The following is a 17,959-nucleotide window of genomic DNA, read 5'->3' on the forward strand; positions in this document are numbered from 1 at the left end:
CCGCCGCGGCGTGCTTCCCGCGGCGGCGCACCGGTCGGTGGGTTCAGCGCCCGATCTCGACGCTCTCCAGGATCCCGAGCGCGTCCGGCACGAGGACGGCCGCGGAGAAGTAGGTCGTCACGAGGTAGGAGATGATCGCCTTCTCGTTGATGCCCATGAATCGGACGGAAAGACCGGGCTCGTATTCGTCGGCGAGCCCGGTGTGGTGCAGGCCGATCACGCCCTGGTGCTCCTCGCCGGTGCGCAGTGCGAGAATGGACGTCGTCCCGGTGGCGCTGATCGGAATCTTGCTCACCGGCAGCAGCGGCACGCCGCGCCACGCCGGCACGTGCTCGTCGTGGAACAGAACGGTCGCCGGGTAGATGCCCCGCGCCGTGCATTCCCGGCCGAACGCCGCGATGGCCCGCGGGTGGGCGAGCAGGAAATGCGTGCTGCGCCGCCGGCTCAGCAGCTCGTCGAGGTCGTCCGGGGTCGGCGGACCCGAACGGGTGTGAATGCGCTGGCGCAGGTCGGCGTTGTGCAGCAGGCCGAAGTCGGGGCTGTTGACCAGCTCGTGCTCCTGGCGCTCGCGCAATGCCTCGACGGTGAGCCGCAGCTGCTGCTCGAGCTGGTTGATCGGCTCGTTGTACAGGTCGGCGACCCGGCTGTGGATGCGCAGCACCGTCTGGGCGACGGACAGCTCGTACTCCCGCGGGGCCAGCTCGTAGTCGACGAATGTGCCCGGCAGGTCCGGCTCGCCGACGTGCCCGGCCGCGATCGCGATCTCCGCCTCGCCGAGCCGGTTGCGCGGTGGCTGAGGCCGGGTGCGGTAGTCCTCCAGATGCCCGCTGAGCTCGGCGTCCTGCCCGGTGACCTCGGCGAGCTGCTGGCGGGAGAGCACCAGCACGGTGGTGGCGGTCAGCGCCCGGACGGTGTACTCCCAGGACAGCCCCGACTCGGCGAGGATCTCGTCGCCGAAGTACTCGCCGTCGCCGAGCACCCCGAGCGACCGCTCGTGGCCGTACTCGCCGGGCCCGAACTTCCCGATCTTGCCGTGGGCGATGAGGAAAACCTCGTCGGCGGGCGCGCCCGTCTCGGCGAGCACGTCGCCCGCGGCGTACTCACGCTGGACGAACCGGTCGGCGAGGCCGGCGAGTGCCCCGCCGTCGAAGCCGCGCAGCGCGGGTAGCTCGGCGAGCTCGCCGGGCACCACCCGCACCTCGGACCCGACGGACGTGAACGTGACGAGCCCGTCGCCGAGCACGTAGGTCAACCGCCGGTTGACCCGGTAGACGCCGCCGGCGGTCTGGACCCAGGGCAGCACCCGCAGCAGCCACCGGGAGGTGATCTCCTGCATCTGCGGGACGGACTTGGTGGTCGTCGCGAGGTTGCGCGCGGCCGCGGTGCTCAGACTCAGCCGGGAGTCCTCGCCGGGGGCGGCCGCGCCGGTCGCTCCGGGGTCGGTCTGTACGGGCTCGGTCATGGCAGACTCCACCTATCTTTGGTCTTCCAGGGGCTGGGGTGAAACCTTGGGGCTCTGCGGTGAAACCTTGGGGCTCTGCGGTGAAACCCTGGGGCTCTGCGGTGAAACCCTGGGGCTGGAGTGGAACGGCGGCGCGGTCGTACGCCAAACCCGCCGGTGTCCTCTGTCGGCTGCCGCCCGAGGCGCCGGCGGTTGTCAGGCCGGTCGAGGTGTTGGCGGCAGCTGCCGGCTGGAGGGTGATTCTCGCCGCCGCGGCCGCGCCTCCACCGCCTCATCGGTACGGAAGAACGACGGCTTCTCGGCGATTTCAACGGTCTTTTTCCGGCCGTGGAACCGGCGTCCGGGACGGGGCTGGCGGCCCCGCTCGGTCAGGATTCGAACAATGGGTACGGGCGGGGTGCGGCCGCACGCCGCCCAGCTGATCGCACCGTTGAACGTTCCATATACCAGTAACCCCCGTGGTGTCGCGCGGTTCGTCGACATGCATTTTTTCGTGCTGGCAGGCGCGTCTCTCGCCGCGCATCGGCAGCCTCCCGCATCGACGGCGTGGGCGGCAAGCACTTCGCGGAACCAATCGGGGACTGGCCCGGGGAGAGGGCCTCTTCTAGTCCGGGTCCCAGGGCCCGCAGTCACGGACAGTCAATGCCTGCCCGGCCCCGGGAATTCTTGGGAATGAATGACCGTCGCCCCGGAGATCCGATCGGGCGATCGTCCCGGAATCGCTTGTCCGGGTACGGCCGGCATGGCCGAAATGAACCCGTTCCCCGCGACCGCCCGGCGTCGCCGGGGCCACAGATCCGTTCGCCCGGCCGGATGCCGCGGCCGGCGCGGAATGCGCGGGCGGCCGCCGGCCCGCCGGGCGGCCCGCGGCCCGCCCCCGCGTCGACCGGCCTCCCGGTGAACGCCGTGGAATGCGCCCCCCGGGGTGCGTGGATGGCTCCGGCCGGTCGCCGATCCGCGGCGCGCTCGCTCCTGCGCGGTCCCGCGGTCCCGCGGGCCGGTGCCCGGGTCCGCCGAAACCGCCCGCGCCGCGCCGGGCGCAGGCGGCCGGGCGGAGGCGGCCTGTGCCGGTGGGCGGGGCGGACGGCGACCGAGCCCGCGCGCCCCGTGCGGTCGGCGTGGGCGGAACGCCTGGTCAGTGACGGGGTGCCGGATCGCCGTGGGAGGGGCCGCCCGAGGGGAGTCGCGGAAAGCCGGGCCGGGACCGCGCGCGAGACCGGGTACGGCCGCCCGGACCCGGGCCGGCGCCGACCGGCAGGCGACCCGGCACCAACGTGGTGCCCGGCCGGGACCAACTGCCTAGTGAAGGCGGGACTTCGTACCATTGCCGGCTGCCGACATGTGTGCAGTGCATTCCACCTGAGGTGTGGTCCGTATTCGAACCGATGCTCGGCCAGAAGGACACCGTCGGGGCGCGGGACAGCCGCCGTGGCAGGCTCGTCCGCGGACGCGCTCGGTTACTCCACGACGGCCGAAGGGCCATGGCTTGCTGGGGCGCAGCGGCGTCTCGGCGATTCCGGGAGGATGCCTGTTTAATGACAGCACTGTAACTCGGCCTGCTTTATCGGAATGCTGGTCGGCCACCTCCGGCGATGATCGCTTCGCGTTCGCTTGTTGACGAAGCGTGACTATGGTCGGCCTGCTACTAGTAACAAGTAGCTACCAGCGGGGAAGCTGGGCTAGCTCATCTGGCCGGAAGATCTAGTCCTCTCCCGACGCCAGCCGCGGGGTGACGGGCCCACCCGGGCGGTGCTCGGCCTCACCGGTGTCGACCGGGGACCGTGCCCGGATGGGCTCCTCGTGCGGTGACCGGTCAGCCGGCGGCGCGCAGCGCGGCCGTCAGCGGGTGCGCGGCCCGGCCGAACGCGGTCATCTGGTCTACCGACCAGGGGCTCAGCGCCCACGGCGCGGCGAGCGCCGCCTGCCGGTAGCTCTCCCAGTCGACCCAGCGCCACTCCACGACCTCGGCCGGGTCCGGGTCCGGGTCGCCCACCGCCCGGGCCACGTAGACGGGGCACACCTCGTTCTCCACCAGCCCGTCGGCGGCGGTGGCGCGGTAGGCGAAGTCCGGCAGTGCGCAGTGCAGGTCGGTCACAGCGAGCCGCAGCTCCTGGTCCACCCGACGTTCGACGGCGACGGCGATGTCCTCACCGGGGCGGGGATGCCCGCAGCAGCTGTTGGTCCACACCCCCGGCCAGGTGCGCTTGCCCAGCGCCCGGCGGGTGACGAGCAGCCGGCCGGCGGCGTCGAACAGGTAGGAGGAGAAGGCCAGATGCAGCGGCGTGTCGAGACCGTGCACGGCGAGCCGGGGCGCCGTCCCGCAGGGTCGGCGGTCGGCGTCCAGCAGCACGACCTGGTCGTCGACGTCGACGGCGGTACCGGGTCCTTGTGGACTCACGCGTGGGCCTCGCTTTCCGTGGAGTAGCGAACGGATCCCGCCGGGGCGCGTGAGTCGGGCGTCGCGTCCCAGGTCGGTGTCCTCACTCGCCCATCCTCCCGCCGCCGCGACCAGACGTCGGCCCGACCCCGGATCCCGCTGGTCACATCCGCCGCCGACCGGCCACCGGTGGGGGCCGGCAGGCGGCGAGGGGGCGCCCGGAGGTGGCGGATGGCGAGCGCACCGGCCCGCCGGCGGGCGCGCCGGGCGGGCCGCACCGTGGTCGCGCCGATCGTCCGATCGAGGCCGCTTCGACAGTCATTCTGATCATGTCGGCGCTGGAAGTATGAACCGCGGCGGACCGGGCGGGCGTGACCGGCCGCCACCGGCCGTCCGCGCCCGCCGCACCAGTGGAGGAACGCCGATGACGGACCTGGACCTTCGCTTACCAGACGCCTCGCGGCCACGTGATGTCCCCTCGGCGACGGGCCCGGACCTGCCGGCCGCTGCTCGCAGCGGCTGGGTTCGGACGCGGAGATCCTGAAGTACACCTGGCTGCGGCCGGAGCAGGCAGCCTCGTCCGCGGGGGCCGGCATCGCCGGGGTGCCCGCCGGGTCTGCCTGGTAGCGAGTGGGCGCGGCCCGACGGACCGCGACGTGGATCGGGTGGCGGACGCGATCGGCGCCATCAAGGCCGCCCATCCCAGGCGGAGGTGTGCGCCTGCCTCGGCCTGCTCTCCGGCGGGCAGGCCGACCGGCTGCGCGAGGCTGGCGCGGACGCCTACAACCACAACCTCAACACGGCCGGCGAGAACTACGCCGACATCTGCACCACCCACACCTATGACGACCGGGTGAACACCGTGTGGGAGGCCACGCACGCCGGGCTCTCGCCCTGCTCCGGGATCATCGCCGGGATGGGGGAGAGCGACACCGAGCTGGTCGACGTCGCGTTCGCGTTGCGCGAGCTCTCCCCGGACTCGATCCCGGTCAACTCCCTCATGCCCTTCGAGGGCACCCCGCTGGCCGGCCGGTGGAACCGCGACCCGCGCCGCTGCCTGCGCATCCTCGCGAGGGTCTGGAGGACGGCCATCCGGCTGCCGCCGACGCCGGGGCGGGCGCTCCGGAGCGGGTGACCCTGCGCCGCCGTGGGGCGGGTACCGGCCTGCCCCCAACGCCTGACGGAGCGCAGGGCGGCAGCCGGCCGGGCACGGCGGACGGTCCGTCCGTCGGTGGGACGGGTGTGCAGGCCGTGCACCGGCGGCACAGTCGCGCGCCCGACTCGCCGACGGACCCCCGCCCTGGGGGAGCGATGTGGCCAGGGGGAGGGTGGCCGGGTTGGGCAGGGGCTCGGCAGCGGTCGTGGCCGCGGCCGTGGACGCCGGTTCGCCGCAGCCGCTCAGGAGCCGATGAGGCTGGTCCCCGCGCGGATGTCGGTGAGCAGGTCCCACTGTTCGTTGCTGAGGACGGCGAGGGCGGCGGGAAAGAGCCCCTCCTGTTCCTTGACGATGTGGCGCCGTAGCAGCGTCAGCATCTCCACGGCCCGGGCGGGCCAGGCGGGATCGGTGCGGGCGGTGCCGTCGGCCGCGCCCGCGAGGACCGCCTCGATCCTGCGGTGTTCGCCGCGCAGGATCGCGATCTTCTCGGGGAACTCGGCGGCCATCGGGGGGAACAGGCCGCGCTCCTCCACCACGGTGTGCGGGCCGAGGACCGTGGAGATCCTGGCGCAGTAGTCGATGAGCGACTCGACGTCGCCCCGCCGGTAGGCCGCACGCGCCTCGGCCGAGAGCTCGACCAGCTCGTCATGCTCCCGGATCAGGTCCTCGATGGCCGGAGTGGCCGTGCACCAGCAGTATTCAGACATAGTAGGGCCGTCCTCGGGGAGAAGAAGATCGGCTGATTTCCGGCGCCGGGGAACGAGATACGCCGGATCCGCCGCGCGCCGCCGGGGACCGGCCCAACCATGCTCCGTGCTGGTTGTGCTGGTTGTGCCGGTTCTGCGGGACGCCCGGAGGCGCGGTCGCGGACGGGAATCGGGCCGATGGGGGCGGGCCGTGCGGAGTGGATGCCGGCGAGGTCCGCCAGGCGCCCGTCGGCCGGCCGGGACGGGCCGACCGTGTGGCCGCGCCGCAACCGGTGACGCGATCGAGCTCCGGCATCGTCATCTCGCTCCTGCCCCGCCCGGCGGCGCACGGGGCGCGCCGCTGCCGCCATCATGGGCCGGCGCGCGCGGCAGCTATATGGACTTTCGTCCCGTTCGCGGCCTTCCGAACGACTGCGACGGCGGGTCCGGGAGTCGCCGGTGTCCACCACGGTCGGCGTATGGAAATCCCGAGAAGAATGCCTCCGACCTGCCCCGAAGATGTCTTCTGATCACCGTCCGAACGCATTTCATCCGGCAGCCCGAGAATGGCGCGGTCACCGCGCGTGCCAAGCGCCGTCCGCGGACCTACCTGCCCGGGTTCCGCCGTCAGCCTGCCGCCGGTCGCGACCACCAGGGGATGTGAGAGCTGGCCCAGGTGAACATCGCCCGGTTGCGGGCACCACTGAACGATCCGACCCTCACCGACTTCGTGGCCGCGCTCGATCCTGTGAACACCCGCGCGGATACGGCGTCGGGCTTTCGCTGGCGGTTGCAGACCGAGGACGGCAACGCCACCGCGATACGCGCCTTCTCTGCGGACGCGGGGGAGAGTGCCGGGGTCATCGTCGACATGTCGGTGTGGGATTCGGTCGAATCGTTGGGGAACTTCGTGTTCTCCGGTCTGCACCGCGACGTGCTGCGCCGTCGGCGCGAGTGGTTCGAGACGATGCGCGAGGCCTACGCCTTCACGCTGCGCCAGCCGTTCCCGCCGCCGGCGCGGCGGCGCCGCCGCGCCGGCGGGCGGACTGGAGCTGCCTGGCCTGAGTCCGCCCGACCGGGTGGCTGCGGAGGGTCAGGACAGCGGGACGGTGAGGCAGGCCGCCCGCGCGCCCGCGGTCCCGGCGGCCCCGACCGAGCTGTCCGTGTGATGCTCGTGGAAGACGATCGCGTGCGCGCCGCCGGTTCGGAAGTCCCATCCGACGACCGCGAACGCCGCTCCCGTGCCGCGCGCGTCGGTGGTGAAGTCCAGCCACACCTCGTTGCGCGCGTTGGCGTACTCGGGATCCACCGACGGCTGCACCGGGTCGGGGACGTTCTGGTAGTGCGGGCCGGCGGCGGCGCCGGTAGCCCCGCACGCCTTCTGGTGGACGTGCGCTCCGAACTGGTGGTTCGGCGCCAGGCCCTGGACGATGAGCCCGATCACGGTGCTCTTGCCGCGGACGGCGAGCGCGACCGCCGTCGCGCCCGCCGGCACCAGATGCTCGTCGTAGGTGACGGCCGTGGGCGGCTGCCGGTCGTTCCAGGCGCTGAACACCCCCGGCGCCACGACGACCTGGCCGGCTCCGGGCGGGCTCGGGGACGGCGAGCCGGCGGCCCCGGCCGGCCCGGCGGTGAGCAGGATCAGCCCGAGCCCGGCCGCGATGATGGACAGACGCCGTCGCATGAAGACCTCTCCGGTGCTGGAGTTCCGGTCGGTGGCGACAATCGTAGGGCGGACGGAGCCGGCCGACCACGTCGGCCGGATTTCACCTCGGAAATAGGTGCCATCCAGGTCCGCGGCATTATCTGGGAAGCACGTGCGATGCCGCCTCGATCACTGGTCGGAAAATTTCGACCGTCGCCGTCGAATCATTCTGTCCGAGTGTAGCGTTCTCCCGCGGGTGCGGTCACGTATCGCTCACCAAGTGTCGAGTTCTGACTGGGTCGGCGGCTCGGGGCGGACGGTGGGGTCAGCCCGCCGCCGGTGCGGTGCACAGCACCCCGGGTGTCCGCGGTTCCCGTCATCGACATGAGACCCGACGTGGACAGCCCCGAGGTCGCCGAGGTCGTCGCCGCCGCCACCGGCCGGGCGTGCCGGGAGGTCGGCTTCTTCCAGGTCATCGGGCACGGGGTGCCGGCTGCCGTCCTCGACGCCGCCTTCCAGGAGGAACGGTGAGCTCCTGGTGGAGTAGACCTGGACGCCGCCCACCGGGTCGCGTCGCCGCGGCCGGGACGTCGTCCCGCCCACGCCGCGCCACGATGGGCCCGCTCCTGGGGGGCGTTCCACTGGCGCCGGGGCAAAGAGGCTGATCGGATGAGGACGCCGGACGTGGATCCGGGAAACTGGTCGCCAGACGGGGGGTGTCGATGCCGCCGGATTCGCCGCGGTCGGAGGAACCGACGCGGGCGCCCGCGGTGCCGGTGTCGGTGTCGGTGCCAAAGCCGGAGCCCGGGTCGGAGCCGGGACACGGCGAGGGCCTGTTGCCCGCCACCGAGCTGCTGCTGCTGCACCGGGTCGCGGCCGAGCAGGCCCGGGGACGGGCGCCGTCGCTCGTCGCCGCGGTGGCGCGCGACGGCCGACCGGTGTGGACGGCCGGGCGGGGCCGCGCCGTCGGACCCGATCAGGCCGGCGACGACGGCAGTGGTGGGGGCGATGGCCGCGGCGTTCGGCGGCCGGGTGCGGACACCCAGTACCGGATCGGCTCGATCACGAAGACCTTCACCGCGGTGCTGGTCATGCGCCTGCGCGACGAGGGACGCCTGGCGCTCGGCGACCCCCTCGACCGGCACCTGCCGGGCACCACCGTCGGTGATCGTACGGTCGCGCAGCTGCTGTCCCACCTCGGCGGCATCGCGGCGGAGACCCCGCCGCCCTGGTGGGAGCGGGTGGCGGGGCAGGCCCATCCCACTCTCGCCGACGCGCTCGGCCCCGCCCCGGACCGGTTCCGCCCGGGACGTCGCCATCACTACTCCAACGTCGGTTTCGCGGTCCTCGGCGAGCTCGTCGCCCGGCTGCGCGGGATGAGCTGGGCGCAGGCGCTGCACCGCGAGCTGCTGGCGCCGCTGGGGATGTCCCGCACGACCGCGCTGCCCGCCGCGCCGCACGCCCACGGCTTCGCCGTTCACCCGCATGCCGACGTGCTGCTGCCCGAGCCCGCCCACGACGCCGGCGTGCTGGCCCCGGCCGGCCAGCTCTGGTCGACCACCGCGGACCTGGTGCGCTGGTCGGCCGTCCTCGCCGGGCACACGGACGCGGTGCTGTCCGCGGACACCCTCGCCGAGATGCGCGAACCGGCCGCCGTCGAGGGGGACAGCGGCGAGTGGCGGCTGGGGGCGGGCCTCGGCGTGCAGCTGCTGCGCGAACCCGGCGGCGTGCTCGTCGGGCACGGCGGTTCGATGCCGGGCTTCGTCGCCGCTCTGTGGGGCCGGCCGGCGGGGACCGCGGCGGTGGCGATGGCGAACGCGACCAGCGGGGTCGCCGTCGTCGACCTCGCCGTCGACCTGATCGACGCCGTCGACACCGCCGAGCCGCCGCTGCCGGCCGAATGGCTGCCCGCGCCGGTGACCGGGCGGGAGCCGCTGGACGTCACCGGCGTCTGGTACTGGGGACCGGCGCCCTACACGCTGTCGCTGCGGCCGGACGGCGGGCTGCTGCTCGCACCGCTGGGCCGCTCCGGCCGGCGTTCCCGCTTCCGTCCCGACCCCGCCGGCCGCGGCACCTTTCTCGGCGTCGACGGCTACTTCGCCGGGGAGACGCTGACCCCGCGGCGCCAGGCCGACGGCGGGATCAGCCATCTCGAACTCGCCTCGTTCGTCTTCACCCGGGCCCCGTACGCCCCCGCCGGCCCGGTGCCCGGCGGCGTCGACACGGGCGGCTGGGGAGCGGGCCCGGCCGCGGGTGGCGGGCAGGGCTGAGCGACCGCCGCGTGCCGTTCTCGGGGAACGGGAACGGCGGCTCGCAGGTCGGCTCTCTCGCGGGGCGGCTCTCACAGGTCGGCGTCGTGGTCGTGGGCGACCTCGACCACCCCATTGATGTCGGCGAGTTCCGGGATCAGCTCGTCGACTGCCCCGGTGCCGCGCAGCTCGAGGGCGACCCGGACCAGGCGGGCGCCGGCGTGGTCGGCCATGCCGACGTGGCCCTCCTCGGTGCGGACGGCGGACAGCGTCCAGCCGCGGCCCGTCGCCGTGCCGAGTAGCCGGCGCAGGACGCCGCGTCCGTCCAGGTATGTAACCGTGAGCCGGACGTCGACCGGCTGACCGCGCAGGATCAGGTTCGCCAGGGTGGTGTAGCCGTAGACGACGACGAAGTGCAGGGCGGTCACCAGGACCGCGAGCAGCGGCAGGCCCGCCCCCGCCGCCATGCCGATCGCCGCCGTCTCCCAGACCGAGGCCGCTGTCGTCAGCCCACGGACCGTCCCGCCGCGGGTGAGGATCAGCCCGGCGCCGAGGAAACCGATCCCGCTCACCACCTGCGCGGCGACCCGCGACGGATCGAGCACCACCGTGCCCGGCGCGAGGACGTCGCCGAAGCCGTACTTGCTGACCTGTAGGAACAGCGCCGACGCCGTGCCGACGATCGTCTGGGTCCGCAGGCCGGCGCTCTTCCCGCGTGCCCGCCGCTCCAGCCCGACCACCGAGCTGAGCCCGAAGGCCAGCAGCAGCTCGCCGACCTGCCGCCAGCCCTGGCCGTGGCCGGCTGCCATGCCCGCGGCCAGCAGGCTCGACGCGTTCGGCACCATGCCCGTCAGCTTGACATGACTCTTGGTGACGTCTGGTCAACCATCGGCCACGCAAAAGTTACCGTTGGTCATCGAGTCGCGTCCTCGGTTCCGGTTGTCGAGGTGTGGCCACGGACTTGGCCGCGTTCACCGGGACCGCGCCTCGGTGCGAGCGCCGCTGCGGCGCGGGCGGGAGGTGGGTGTTTTGCTGGGCCGTCACAGGACACGTCCTAACCTGCCGCCCACGGACCTGTCCCCTACCGCGAGCGACCGCGTCACTGTGCGACCGCCCCACCCTGTGACCGTCCCACCCTGTGACCGCGCCGCCATGCGGCGTAGCCGAGGAGCGATGGCATGCCCTTCTTCGATCCGGTCGAGTCCACCTTCTACGGCCACTGCGTCGAGAGACTGCTGACGTCGACCGAACTTGCGCCGCTGCTTGCCGACGGAATCGTGGAGATCGGGCCGGGAACCGCCCGGCCGGTCGTCGAGGCGCTGCGCCGGTCCGGGTCACGAGTGCCGATCACCGGTTACGAGCTGGACGCCGACGCCGCGCAGATCGCGAGCCGGGCGGCGGCCAGGGCCGCGCTGCCGAACTACACCGTCATCGAAGGCGACTTCTTCACCGCCACCGCCACCGCCACCGCCACCGGCGACCCGGGCACGCGCCGGGGCGGGCCCCGGAAAGCCGCGGATGCGCCCAGTGCTGGCAGTGCCGGCGGGCCGGTCGGTGCCGAGCGGGGGGCACCGGCGCGGCGGGCGCGGTGCGCGATCGGCAACCCGCCCTACCTGCCGGCGATCGTGCGGCCCGTCGGCGCGTCCCACCTGTGGGGCGGCCACGACGGCGCGCACGTCGCGCGGCGCGTGCTGTCCCAGGGGATGGACGTGGTGCTGCTGATGATTGCCTCGATCTCCGACCCGGTGGGCCTGGTGCAGCACGCCCGCGCCGCCGGCTACCGGGTCGCGGACTGGTCGGTACGGCCCATCTCGTTCGGCCGGTACTGCCGCCAACCGTGGGTCAGCCGGCGCATCGGCGAGCTGGCCCGGTCGGGCCGTGCGTTCTTCGGCCCGGAAGGCTACCTGCTCGCGGGGGTCACCTGGGTGCACGCGGGTGGTCCGGCCGACGCCGGCAATGACTGCGACCATGCCGGCGCCGTCCTGCGCCGGGTCCTCACCTCGGCGGGCAGCGCCACCCACGTCGGCGAGTCGGCGAGTGTCGGTGAGATCGCGGGCGCCGGCGAGATCGTCGGGCCCGACCGCCAACGGATTCGGATCGTCTCTGGGCAGGGTGAGCTGCGGGGTCGGTCCGCCTCCGACCTGTCCGGGAGCGGCAGATGACCGCCGCGGCGGGATCTGTGACCGCCCCGGCCGCAGGTTCGACGGCGGCCGGTGACCGGCCGGCGCGCCCGCTCCGGCCGGGGGCGCAGTACGGCGCCGTGCTGGCGCCGGCCGAGCTCGGCCAGCCGCGCCTGCCCGAGCCGCGGGGGACGCTGTCCGAGTTCCTGCTCGGCCGGCTGCGGCACGCGCCTGGCGCAGCCGGCCTCCCGGCGGCGCCGGCCGCGGACGACGATGTGCTGTACGGCGAGGACGGTCCCCTCGCCCTCTACTGCCTCTACGGCCTGCACTACCGCGGCTTCGCCGAGGTCGACGACGACTGGGAGTGGGAGCCGTCGCTGCTCGCCGTGCGCCGCCGGCTGGAGACGGACCTGCTCGCCCGCCTGCGCGACGAGGCGGCTGCCGGTGCCGCTGGTGCCGCTGGTGCTGCTGGTGCTGCCGGTGCTGATGGGGCCGGGGCTGTCCGGGACGTCGCCACCGCGCTGCGGGAGGTGATCGCGCACGCCGGCGGCCGTTCCCTGTCGCGGCGCCTGGCCACCACCGGCACGCTCGACCAGTTCCGCGAGTACGCGATGCACCGCTCGCTGCTCCAGCTCATCGAGGCCGACCCGCACACCTGGGCCATCCCGCGCCTGGCCGGCGCCCCGAAGGCGGCGCTGGTGGAGATCCAGGCCGACGAGTACGGGCACGGCGTCGAGCGCGACATGCACCAGAACCTGTTCGCCGTGACCATGCGTGCCCTGGACCTCGACGCACGTTCGGGCGCCTACCTGGATCGGCTGCCCGGTCACGCGTTCGCGACCGTCAACGTACCGTCGCTGTTCGGCCTGCACCGGCGGCTGCGCGGTGCGCTGGTCGGCCACCTGGCGCTGTTCGAGATGACATCGGTCGAGCCGATGGGCGCCTACGCGGCGGCGCTGCGCCGCCTCGGGCTGGCCGCCGGGGCCCGCCACTTCTTCGAGGTCCACGTCGTCGCCGACGCCCATCACCAGACGGTCGCCGCCCGCGATCTTGCCGCGGCCCTCGTCGCCCAGGATCCGGCCCTGGCTGCCGACATCGTCTTCGGCGCGCGGGCCACCACCGCGATCGAAGGCCACTGCGCGGAGGCGATCCTCACCGCCTGGGACGAGGGCCACTCCTCCCTGCGCGTTTCCTCGCCGCGTGGCCAGCCGTCGGTGCCGTGCTGAAGAAGTCGAGCGTGGTGCGTGTCTTGGTCTGTTGGGGACCGGTGAGGTCGAGGCCGTGCCGGCGCAGGACGGTGGACATGCGCGCGGCGGCACACAGAGCCGCCTCCGGTGCCGAGCGGGCCGACAGCTCAAGCAGGCGGGAGCCGTCCGGAAACGTCCACCGTTCGGCCTGGAGCACGCGATCGAAACCCTCGGGTCTGAACCGGTGTCGCCGGGCCTCGATCGGTCCGAGGACAGCGAGATCATCGATGTGACCAGACCCGGGCAGGTGGGCGGCGAGCAGCTTCGCCTGTTGTTTTGTGAACAGGGCGCGCAGCGGGCCGCGGCGGGCCATCGCCCGCTGCACGTCGCCGGCGTCCAGCCGGGTCCGCAGGGCGGCGGAGCAGACGTAGGCGCCGGGCATGCCGTCCACCTCGACGACGAACTGCTTCGATCGGCGCAGGTGCGCCGGAACGTTCGCCGGAACGACCGGCCGGAGTTTGACGACGGAGTCGTCCGGTCTGCCGCCGGTACTGCGGACGCGGACCACCACTCCGCGCCGGTGCAACAGCCGGTCGGGGGTATCGAGGTAGTAGACCCGCTGACGGCGAGCCTTCGTCGAGGCAATCTCGAACACGTCGCACGCCCGCTGGTGCGCGGCCGTGGGCACGACGAACTTGAGCTCCACCCGGTCCACCTGGCGGGTGAGTTTCACCAGTGCGTGCAGGTCGTCGTCGGGTAGCTGCCAAAATTTCTGCGCCGCGCGCATCGCGGCAGGACCGGCCGCCGCGGCAGCCATTGCATCGCCCTCCCACCCGCCGGTTCCGCGGCGCACAGCCTTGTTATGCCGCGCGTTGGCAAGCGTCTACTCTTCCGCGACAAGAGGACCTTTACCACCCGAATCGGCTCTCAAACGTAATCTCCGGCGGGGCTTTGGGGGTGGCGCCGCATGCGGTGGGCCGCCTCGAGCACCAGCTCGGCACCGTCGGGGCCTGTCGCCGGCCGGGTGCGGTCAGGGCGAGATCGGCCTCGGTCGAGGTCTGGCCACATGGCCCTGAGGTGCCGATAGTCGGCCTTTCTGGCGGTGTCGACGGGCTTCGCGGCGATAATGTGGCGTGGGTACCGGCCCGGCGCCGGGCCACCCAACGCGGGATATCTCTCCGGCGGCGAGAACGCCCGCGAACGTGGGCACCGGCGGATGTTCGCGTCAACGGCTGGAAGTCCCGTCCGGGGACGAACTTCGGCTCGGATAGGCGCATCCTCGGACGCGTGTCGCGAATCCTGATGGGGGCACATTCTCCATCGGCCGGTTTGCGGTCGATCGGGGGTTGCGGCCGGGGATCTCCGCCGGGGCGTGGGGTGGACCGCCCGCCCGGCGCACCGCCATCCCGCCGGGGCCGCTGTCCGACGACCCTGACCCGACCTCCAGAGGAGGACTCCATGCTCCGTAGATCGGTGCGCCGCAGCACCCTTGCCCGCGGGATGACCGCGCGACTGATGCCGGAGGCCGAGCCACCGCGGCCGGTCCGAGTCGTCTTCGGCTACGACCCGACCGATCCGATCGCCGTGGCCCTGACGGTCACCGGCGCGGCCGGGGCGGATCCGGTCGTGTGGCGGTTCGCCCGCCGACTCCTCGCCGACGGGGCGCGCCGGCCCGTCGGCCTGGGCGACGTGCGGGTCCGCCCGATCGTGCTGGGCGGCCAGCCGGCGCTCGCGCTGTGCCTGTGCGGCCCGTCCGGGACCGCCGAGTTGGAGCTGCCCGCGCGGGAGGTGGCGGCGTTCCTGTGGCGCACGTACGCCATGGTGTCCGCCGACGCGGAGGCCGCAGTGATCGACTGGACCGCCGAGTTCCGCTTCATGCCGGGCGTCGGTGCCCGCCGGTCCCGGGGCCTGCCCGGCGTCCGCACCCCCCACGCCCGCACCTGACTCCGACGACCACCGCCGACGCCAGGCCAGCCCGTGGCGCCCGGGTGGCCCGATCGTCCGGGAGCGGTCGCGTGACCAGCCAGGGGTGCGCGCGGCCCGCCGGCCGGTCGAAGGTCCGTTCCGGCGCGGGCCGGAGGTCCTGCCGGCGTGGGACCGCCGGAACCCCGGTTCGGCGGATCGGACGCCCGTACGCCGGACTCGCCGCTCGTCCGCGCCGGGACGGGGTACCCCCGCGGAGCCAGAGCCAGGAGGAGGCGGCCCCGGCGACCACGGTGACGGACAGGGCGCAAGACCTTTGAGCACCCGCCGAAGGTCCCTGGTAGACGCCACCGCGGGACGGCACGCTTGCACCATCCGCACAACTTTCCGCGGGATGATCCGGGAGGCTCGCTGTGGGTGACGCCCCGATGCCGCGACCCCGACCGGCTCCCGACCCCGCGTCCGATCCGACTCCAGCCGGCAGCCCGTGTGCCTGCGGCATGGGGGCCTACTGGGGCATGCAGGCGGTCACGCCCGGCGCCAGCGGGGATTGGGTGGACGCGTTCGACCTCGACGACGGCCGGCTCGCGGTCTGCGTCGGCGACGCGGCCGGGCACGGCACGCGGGCGGCGACCTTCGCGGGCCGGGTGCGGGCGGTGCTGCGCCGAGGCCTGCTCGCCGGGGACGAACCCGACGCCGTGGTCAGCCGCACGGTCGACGAGGTCGCCGGTCCGGGTGACCTCGGGGAGATGTTCGCCACGGCCTTCGTCGCGATCGCCGACCCGCGGACGGGCCGCGTGGTCTACGTCAACGCCGGGCACCCGCCCGCCGTGCACCTGACCGCGTCCGGACCCGATCCGGGGCCCGACTCGGGCGCCGCGGGCGGGCCGAGGCCGCTCGGACCCACCGGCCCGATCCTGTCGGACCTGTTCGCGGGCATGGCGATCTGGTCATCCCGGACGCTGCGGATGGCCCCCGGCGACCGCCTGGTGCTGTACACCGACGGCATCAGCGAGGCCCGCGACGCCGCCGGCGAGCAGTTCGGCATGGACCGCGTCGGTGCGGCCGGCGCCTGCGACACCCCGCCCGATCGGCTCATCGACCATCTCTTCGCGACGGTCGCCGCCCATACCCACGCCGAGGCCCGCGACGACCGCACCGTCGCGGTCCTGACCCGCCAAGCCCCGCCGGCTTCCACCGCCTCGCCGCGCCGGTGACCGCCCGGCCGTAACTGGTCACCGGCGGGTGGCGCAGGGGATGCAGGGACGGGCCGAGGGGCGGGCCGCCAGGCGTTGCTCGCCGATCGGTTCCCCCCCCGCCTCGCAGCGGCCGTAGGTTCCCGCCGCCAGCCGGCCGAGCGCGGCGTCGACCTCCGCCAGGCGGGCGGTCGCCTGCCGCGGCGTCGCGCGCACCTGTTCCCGCTCGAACGGGGCCCGTTGCGGCCCTTCGGGCCTTCGGGCCTGCGGGCCGTCAAGACAGGAAGTCGACGGCCAGGCGGTCCGGTCCCGTGAGCTCGACGACGCGGAAACCTGCGACGCGTCCCAGCCCGACGCCGATGTGCACCGTCCCCTCGAAGTCGCCGGCCAGCGCGTAGCTCAACCCGGACCGGTCGCCGCCGTCGGGAGGCGTGCGCAGCGTCGAGGAGCCCTGATCGTCGTGGGCGGCGGCGGAGGTCAGGACGAGTTCGAAGGCCGCCTGGCCGCTCAGCGGCAGCGGCGCGCCGGAGCCAGGCCGGAAAACCTGCGGCACGAACTGGGCGCGGTAGCCGGGGACACCCCCCGCGAACTCCAGCACGAGCCGCTCGAACCGGACCCCGTTCTCCACGTTGGTCGCGCTGCGCAACGACACGAGCCGGACGGGCCGGGCCGGCTGACGCGTAGCCGTCGCCGGCTGACTCGACCAGCTGCGCGCGTCGACCCGCGGTCCCGTCGACCCGGCCGCCGCCGTCTTCGAAACCGTCGGAGACGGCGGTGCGGCCGTGCCGCCCGGAGCCGCCGGCGAGGTGGTGCCGACGGACGCCGTCGGCACCGGGGAGTGCGCAGGGGAGGCCGCTTCGCCGCCACCGGAGCCGGAGCAGGCGACGACCAGCGCCGCCAGCACCGACGCGAGCAGACTGGTGCGGGCCAACCTCCCCCGCCCACGCGGACCAGCCGAGCGGCTCCCGCCCTGCTCCGGCGGGGCCCCCGCGGACATCGCCCCCGCCCTGACGGTGCTTCCCATCCGTAACGACCCGCTTTCTAGGACAGACGGCACGAAGCCAGCCCATCTGTCATACCCGAAGCGCCACGACCAGGAACGCGATCATAAGACGATCAGGGGGATCCGTCCGTGGGCGAGGCCGACCGCGCCGGGCACGGGGGGCGGGTGGCGTGACCGAGGCGACCCGGCGGTCGGGTATCGTGAGATCGCCGGCCGGCGTGGCGCAACTGGTAGCGCACCCGACTTGTAATCGGGCGGTTAGGGGTTCAAGTCCCCTCGCCGGCTCCAGAGATACCTCATCTGACCTGCGGTTTTGTCGATACAAAGATCGACTTGTGGACCCAAAGACCATTTAGGGGCTCATTATGGGCTCATTCCACACGACTGTGTCGATCAACGGTCCGTCGCCGCCGAGTTCTTCGCCGCCTCGTGGCGTTCTCGGTGCCCGCGGTAGCCCGGTCTGGCCTCGGCAAGTCCCATGGCTTGGAAAGGTTCGGGGGTGTGTCGGGCTGGAGATTGACGCTTGATCGAAGACGCGAGAGTAGTGACAGAGCGTTACCGGTGCCGGGTACGGTAAGGCATGGGGACGGCTAAACGCGCCGGGTGTTCGGGGTGTCCTGTCTGGGGAAGGGTCGGTCGAGATGCGCTGTGGCCGGCAGCCGGGCGGGACCGTGCCGCCGGGGCCGGAACGTCGTGGTGTGGGATGTCGGGCGGCGTGCCGCGTGTGGGCCCGTTTGTGGCGGCTGCCGCGGAATGCCGAGGACGGCTCCAGCCGGCGAGCCGACGCCTATATGGACATCAAGACATCGGGGGATGCGGAATACCGCAGGGTTCGGATAGCAGCACTCCGCCAGTCAGCTGACGATCGGGGCGCGGCTCGGTCTGGTGCGCTGGTCTGTGCCGTGAGCCAGTAGCCGTGGAACTGGCACCCGGCAAACCTCCCGGAGTGCGTACG

14 protein-coding genes, 1 tRNA gene and 2 pseudogenes are annotated in these 17,959 nt (G+C 73.4%); 9 read left to right on the top strand and 8 right to left on the bottom strand.

What is annotated here, in order from left to right:
• Positions 1 to 43 precede the first annotated feature (43 nt).
• Together FRAQA3DRAFT_RS24765 and idi are read right to left on the bottom strand one after the other, a co-directional pair.
• Positions 44 to 1,462 carry a family 2B encapsulin nanocompartment shell protein gene (locus FRAQA3DRAFT_RS24765; protein WP_009741793.1) on the bottom strand — a complete coding sequence of 473 codons (1,419 nt, stop codon included), beginning with the start codon at positions 1,460 to 1,462 and terminating at the stop codon, positions 44 to 46.
• 1,813 nt (positions 1,463 to 3,275) lie between these two features.
• Positions 3,276 to 3,860, bottom strand: a complete 585-nt coding sequence (gene idi, locus FRAQA3DRAFT_RS24770; protein ID WP_009741795.1) for an isopentenyl-diphosphate Delta-isomerase — start codon at positions 3,858 to 3,860, stop codon at positions 3,276 to 3,278.
• A 483-nt stretch (positions 3,861 to 4,343) separates the two neighbouring features.
• Here idi and FRAQA3DRAFT_RS38935 point away from each other — a divergent pair.
• Positions 4,344 to 4,911, top strand: a pseudogene (locus FRAQA3DRAFT_RS38935) (radical SAM protein); the annotation flags it as partial.
• A 326-nt stretch (positions 4,912 to 5,237) separates the two neighbouring features.
• Here FRAQA3DRAFT_RS38935 and FRAQA3DRAFT_RS24780 read toward each other — a convergent pair.
• Positions 5,238 to 5,702, bottom strand: a complete 465-nt coding sequence (locus FRAQA3DRAFT_RS24780) for a hemerythrin domain-containing protein (protein ID WP_009741796.1) — start codon at positions 5,700 to 5,702, stop codon at positions 5,238 to 5,240.
• A 655-nt stretch (positions 5,703 to 6,357) separates the two neighbouring features.
• Between FRAQA3DRAFT_RS24780 and FRAQA3DRAFT_RS33575 the strand changes: the two are divergent.
• Positions 6,358 to 6,603, top strand: a pseudogene (locus FRAQA3DRAFT_RS33575) (DUF3291 domain-containing protein); the annotation flags it as partial.
• Between the two features lie 171 nt (positions 6,604 to 6,774).
• Here FRAQA3DRAFT_RS33575 and FRAQA3DRAFT_RS24785 read toward each other — a convergent pair.
• Positions 6,775 to 7,365 carry a superoxide dismutase family protein gene (locus tag FRAQA3DRAFT_RS24785; protein WP_009741797.1) on the bottom strand — a complete coding sequence of 197 codons (591 nt, stop codon included), beginning with the start codon at positions 7,363 to 7,365 and terminating at the stop codon, positions 6,775 to 6,777.
• Positions 7,366 to 7,722: 357 nt separating this feature from the next.
• Here FRAQA3DRAFT_RS24785 and FRAQA3DRAFT_RS33580 point away from each other — a divergent pair, with 357 nt between their 5' ends.
• A complete protein-coding gene (locus FRAQA3DRAFT_RS33580) occupies positions 7,723 to 7,857 on the top strand; it encodes a 2-oxoglutarate and iron-dependent oxygenase domain-containing protein (RefSeq protein WP_157467642.1) in 135 nt (44 codons plus the stop codon).
• Between the two features lie 191 nt (positions 7,858 to 8,048).
• Positions 8,049 to 9,596, top strand: a complete 1,548-nt coding sequence (locus FRAQA3DRAFT_RS24790) for a serine hydrolase (protein WP_009741799.1) — start codon at positions 8,049 to 8,051, stop codon at positions 9,594 to 9,596.
• Positions 9,597 to 9,667: 71 nt separating this feature from the next.
• On the opposite strand, the gene FRAQA3DRAFT_RS24795 is transcribed toward FRAQA3DRAFT_RS24790, so the two are convergent.
• On the bottom strand, positions 9,668 to 10,420 hold the full coding sequence (locus FRAQA3DRAFT_RS24795) for an MgtC/SapB family protein (RefSeq protein ID WP_009741800.1): 753 nt from the start codon (positions 10,418 to 10,420) through the stop codon (positions 9,668 to 9,670).
• A 333-nt stretch (positions 10,421 to 10,753) separates the two neighbouring features.
• Between FRAQA3DRAFT_RS24795 and FRAQA3DRAFT_RS24800 the strand changes: the two genes are divergently transcribed.
• Entirely contained in the window at positions 10,754 to 11,737 is a 984-nt protein-coding gene (locus tag FRAQA3DRAFT_RS24800; protein WP_009741801.1) for a methyltransferase, read from the top strand.
• The gene (locus tag FRAQA3DRAFT_RS24805; protein ID WP_009741802.1) at positions 11,734 to 12,921 is read left to right on the top strand and encodes an iron-containing redox enzyme family protein; all 1,188 of its coding nucleotides are present in this window, start codon (positions 11,734 to 11,736) and stop codon (positions 12,919 to 12,921) included. Before FRAQA3DRAFT_RS24800 ends, FRAQA3DRAFT_RS24805 begins: the two co-directional genes overlap by 4 nt.
• On the opposite strand, the gene FRAQA3DRAFT_RS24810 is transcribed toward FRAQA3DRAFT_RS24805, so the two are convergent.
• Positions 12,848 to 13,699, bottom strand: coding sequence for a CYTH domain-containing protein (locus FRAQA3DRAFT_RS24810; RefSeq protein WP_009741803.1), 852 nt, complete (start codon positions 13,697 to 13,699; stop codon positions 12,848 to 12,850). The two genes, FRAQA3DRAFT_RS24805 and FRAQA3DRAFT_RS24810, sit on opposite strands and share 74 nt — an antisense overlap.
• A gap of 641 nt (positions 13,700 to 14,340) precedes the next feature.
• On the opposite strand from FRAQA3DRAFT_RS24810, the gene FRAQA3DRAFT_RS24815 reads away from it, so the two are divergent.
• Positions 14,341 to 14,826, top strand: a complete 486-nt coding sequence (locus FRAQA3DRAFT_RS24815) for an SsgA family sporulation/cell division regulator (RefSeq protein ID WP_009741804.1) — start codon at positions 14,341 to 14,343, stop codon at positions 14,824 to 14,826.
• A gap of 479 nt (positions 14,827 to 15,305) precedes the next feature.
• Positions 15,306 to 16,022 (top strand): PP2C family protein-serine/threonine phosphatase, encoded by a 717-nt coding sequence (locus FRAQA3DRAFT_RS24820; protein WP_035921450.1) that lies wholly within the window; start codon positions 15,306 to 15,308, stop codon positions 16,020 to 16,022.
• Between the two features lie 18 nt (positions 16,023 to 16,040).
• Here FRAQA3DRAFT_RS24820 and FRAQA3DRAFT_RS24825 read toward each other — a convergent pair whose 3' ends face one another.
• A complete protein-coding gene (locus FRAQA3DRAFT_RS24825) occupies positions 16,041 to 16,217 on the bottom strand; it encodes a TraR/DksA C4-type zinc finger protein (protein ID WP_083873667.1) in 177 nt (58 codons plus the stop codon).
• A gap of 58 nt (positions 16,218 to 16,275) precedes the next feature.
• Positions 16,276 to 16,932: a hypothetical protein gene (locus tag FRAQA3DRAFT_RS24830; protein WP_232291746.1), complete on the bottom strand. Its 657-nt coding sequence runs from the start codon at positions 16,930 to 16,932 to the stop codon at positions 16,276 to 16,278.
• A gap of 284 nt (positions 16,933 to 17,216) precedes the next feature.
• On the opposite strand from FRAQA3DRAFT_RS24830, the gene FRAQA3DRAFT_RS24835 reads away from it, so the two are divergent.
• Positions 17,217 to 17,292, top strand: a tRNA-Thr gene (locus FRAQA3DRAFT_RS24835).
• Positions 17,293 to 17,959 lie beyond the last annotated feature (667 nt).

It is taken from the genome of Frankia sp. QA3 (genome assembly GCF_000262465.1).
Classification (GTDB): Bacteria; Actinomycetota; Actinomycetes; order Frankiales; family Frankiaceae; genus Frankia.

Coding starts and splice junctions, on each gene's coding strand:
- FRAQA3DRAFT_RS24765 (WP_009741793.1), bottom strand. CDS start 1,462: ATGACCGAGCCCGTACAGACCGACCCCGGAGCGACCGGCGCGGCCGCC.
- FRAQA3DRAFT_RS24810 (WP_009741803.1), bottom strand. CDS start 13,699: ATGGCTGCCGCGGCGGCCGGTCCTGCCGCGATGCGCGCGGCGCAGAAA.
- FRAQA3DRAFT_RS24795 (WP_009741800.1), bottom strand. CDS start 10,420: ATGGTGCCGAACGCGTCGAGCCTGCTGGCCGCGGGCATGGCAGCCGGC.
- FRAQA3DRAFT_RS24815 (WP_009741804.1), top strand. CDS start 14,341: ATGCTCCGTAGATCGGTGCGCCGCAGCACCCTTGCCCGCGGGATGACC.
- FRAQA3DRAFT_RS24785 (WP_009741797.1), bottom strand. CDS start 7,365: ATGCGACGGCGTCTGTCCATCATCGCGGCCGGGCTCGGGCTGATCCTG.
- FRAQA3DRAFT_RS24790 (WP_009741799.1), top strand. CDS start 8,049: ATGCCGCCGGATTCGCCGCGGTCGGAGGAACCGACGCGGGCGCCCGCG.
- FRAQA3DRAFT_RS24805 (WP_009741802.1), top strand. CDS start 11,734: ATGACCGCCGCGGCGGGATCTGTGACCGCCCCGGCCGCAGGTTCGACG.
- FRAQA3DRAFT_RS24800 (WP_009741801.1), top strand. CDS start 10,754: ATGCCCTTCTTCGATCCGGTCGAGTCCACCTTCTACGGCCACTGCGTC.
- FRAQA3DRAFT_RS24820 (WP_035921450.1), top strand. CDS start 15,306: ATGGGGGCCTACTGGGGCATGCAGGCGGTCACGCCCGGCGCCAGCGGG.
- FRAQA3DRAFT_RS24780 (WP_009741796.1), bottom strand. CDS start 5,702: ATGTCTGAATACTGCTGGTGCACGGCCACTCCGGCCATCGAGGACCTG.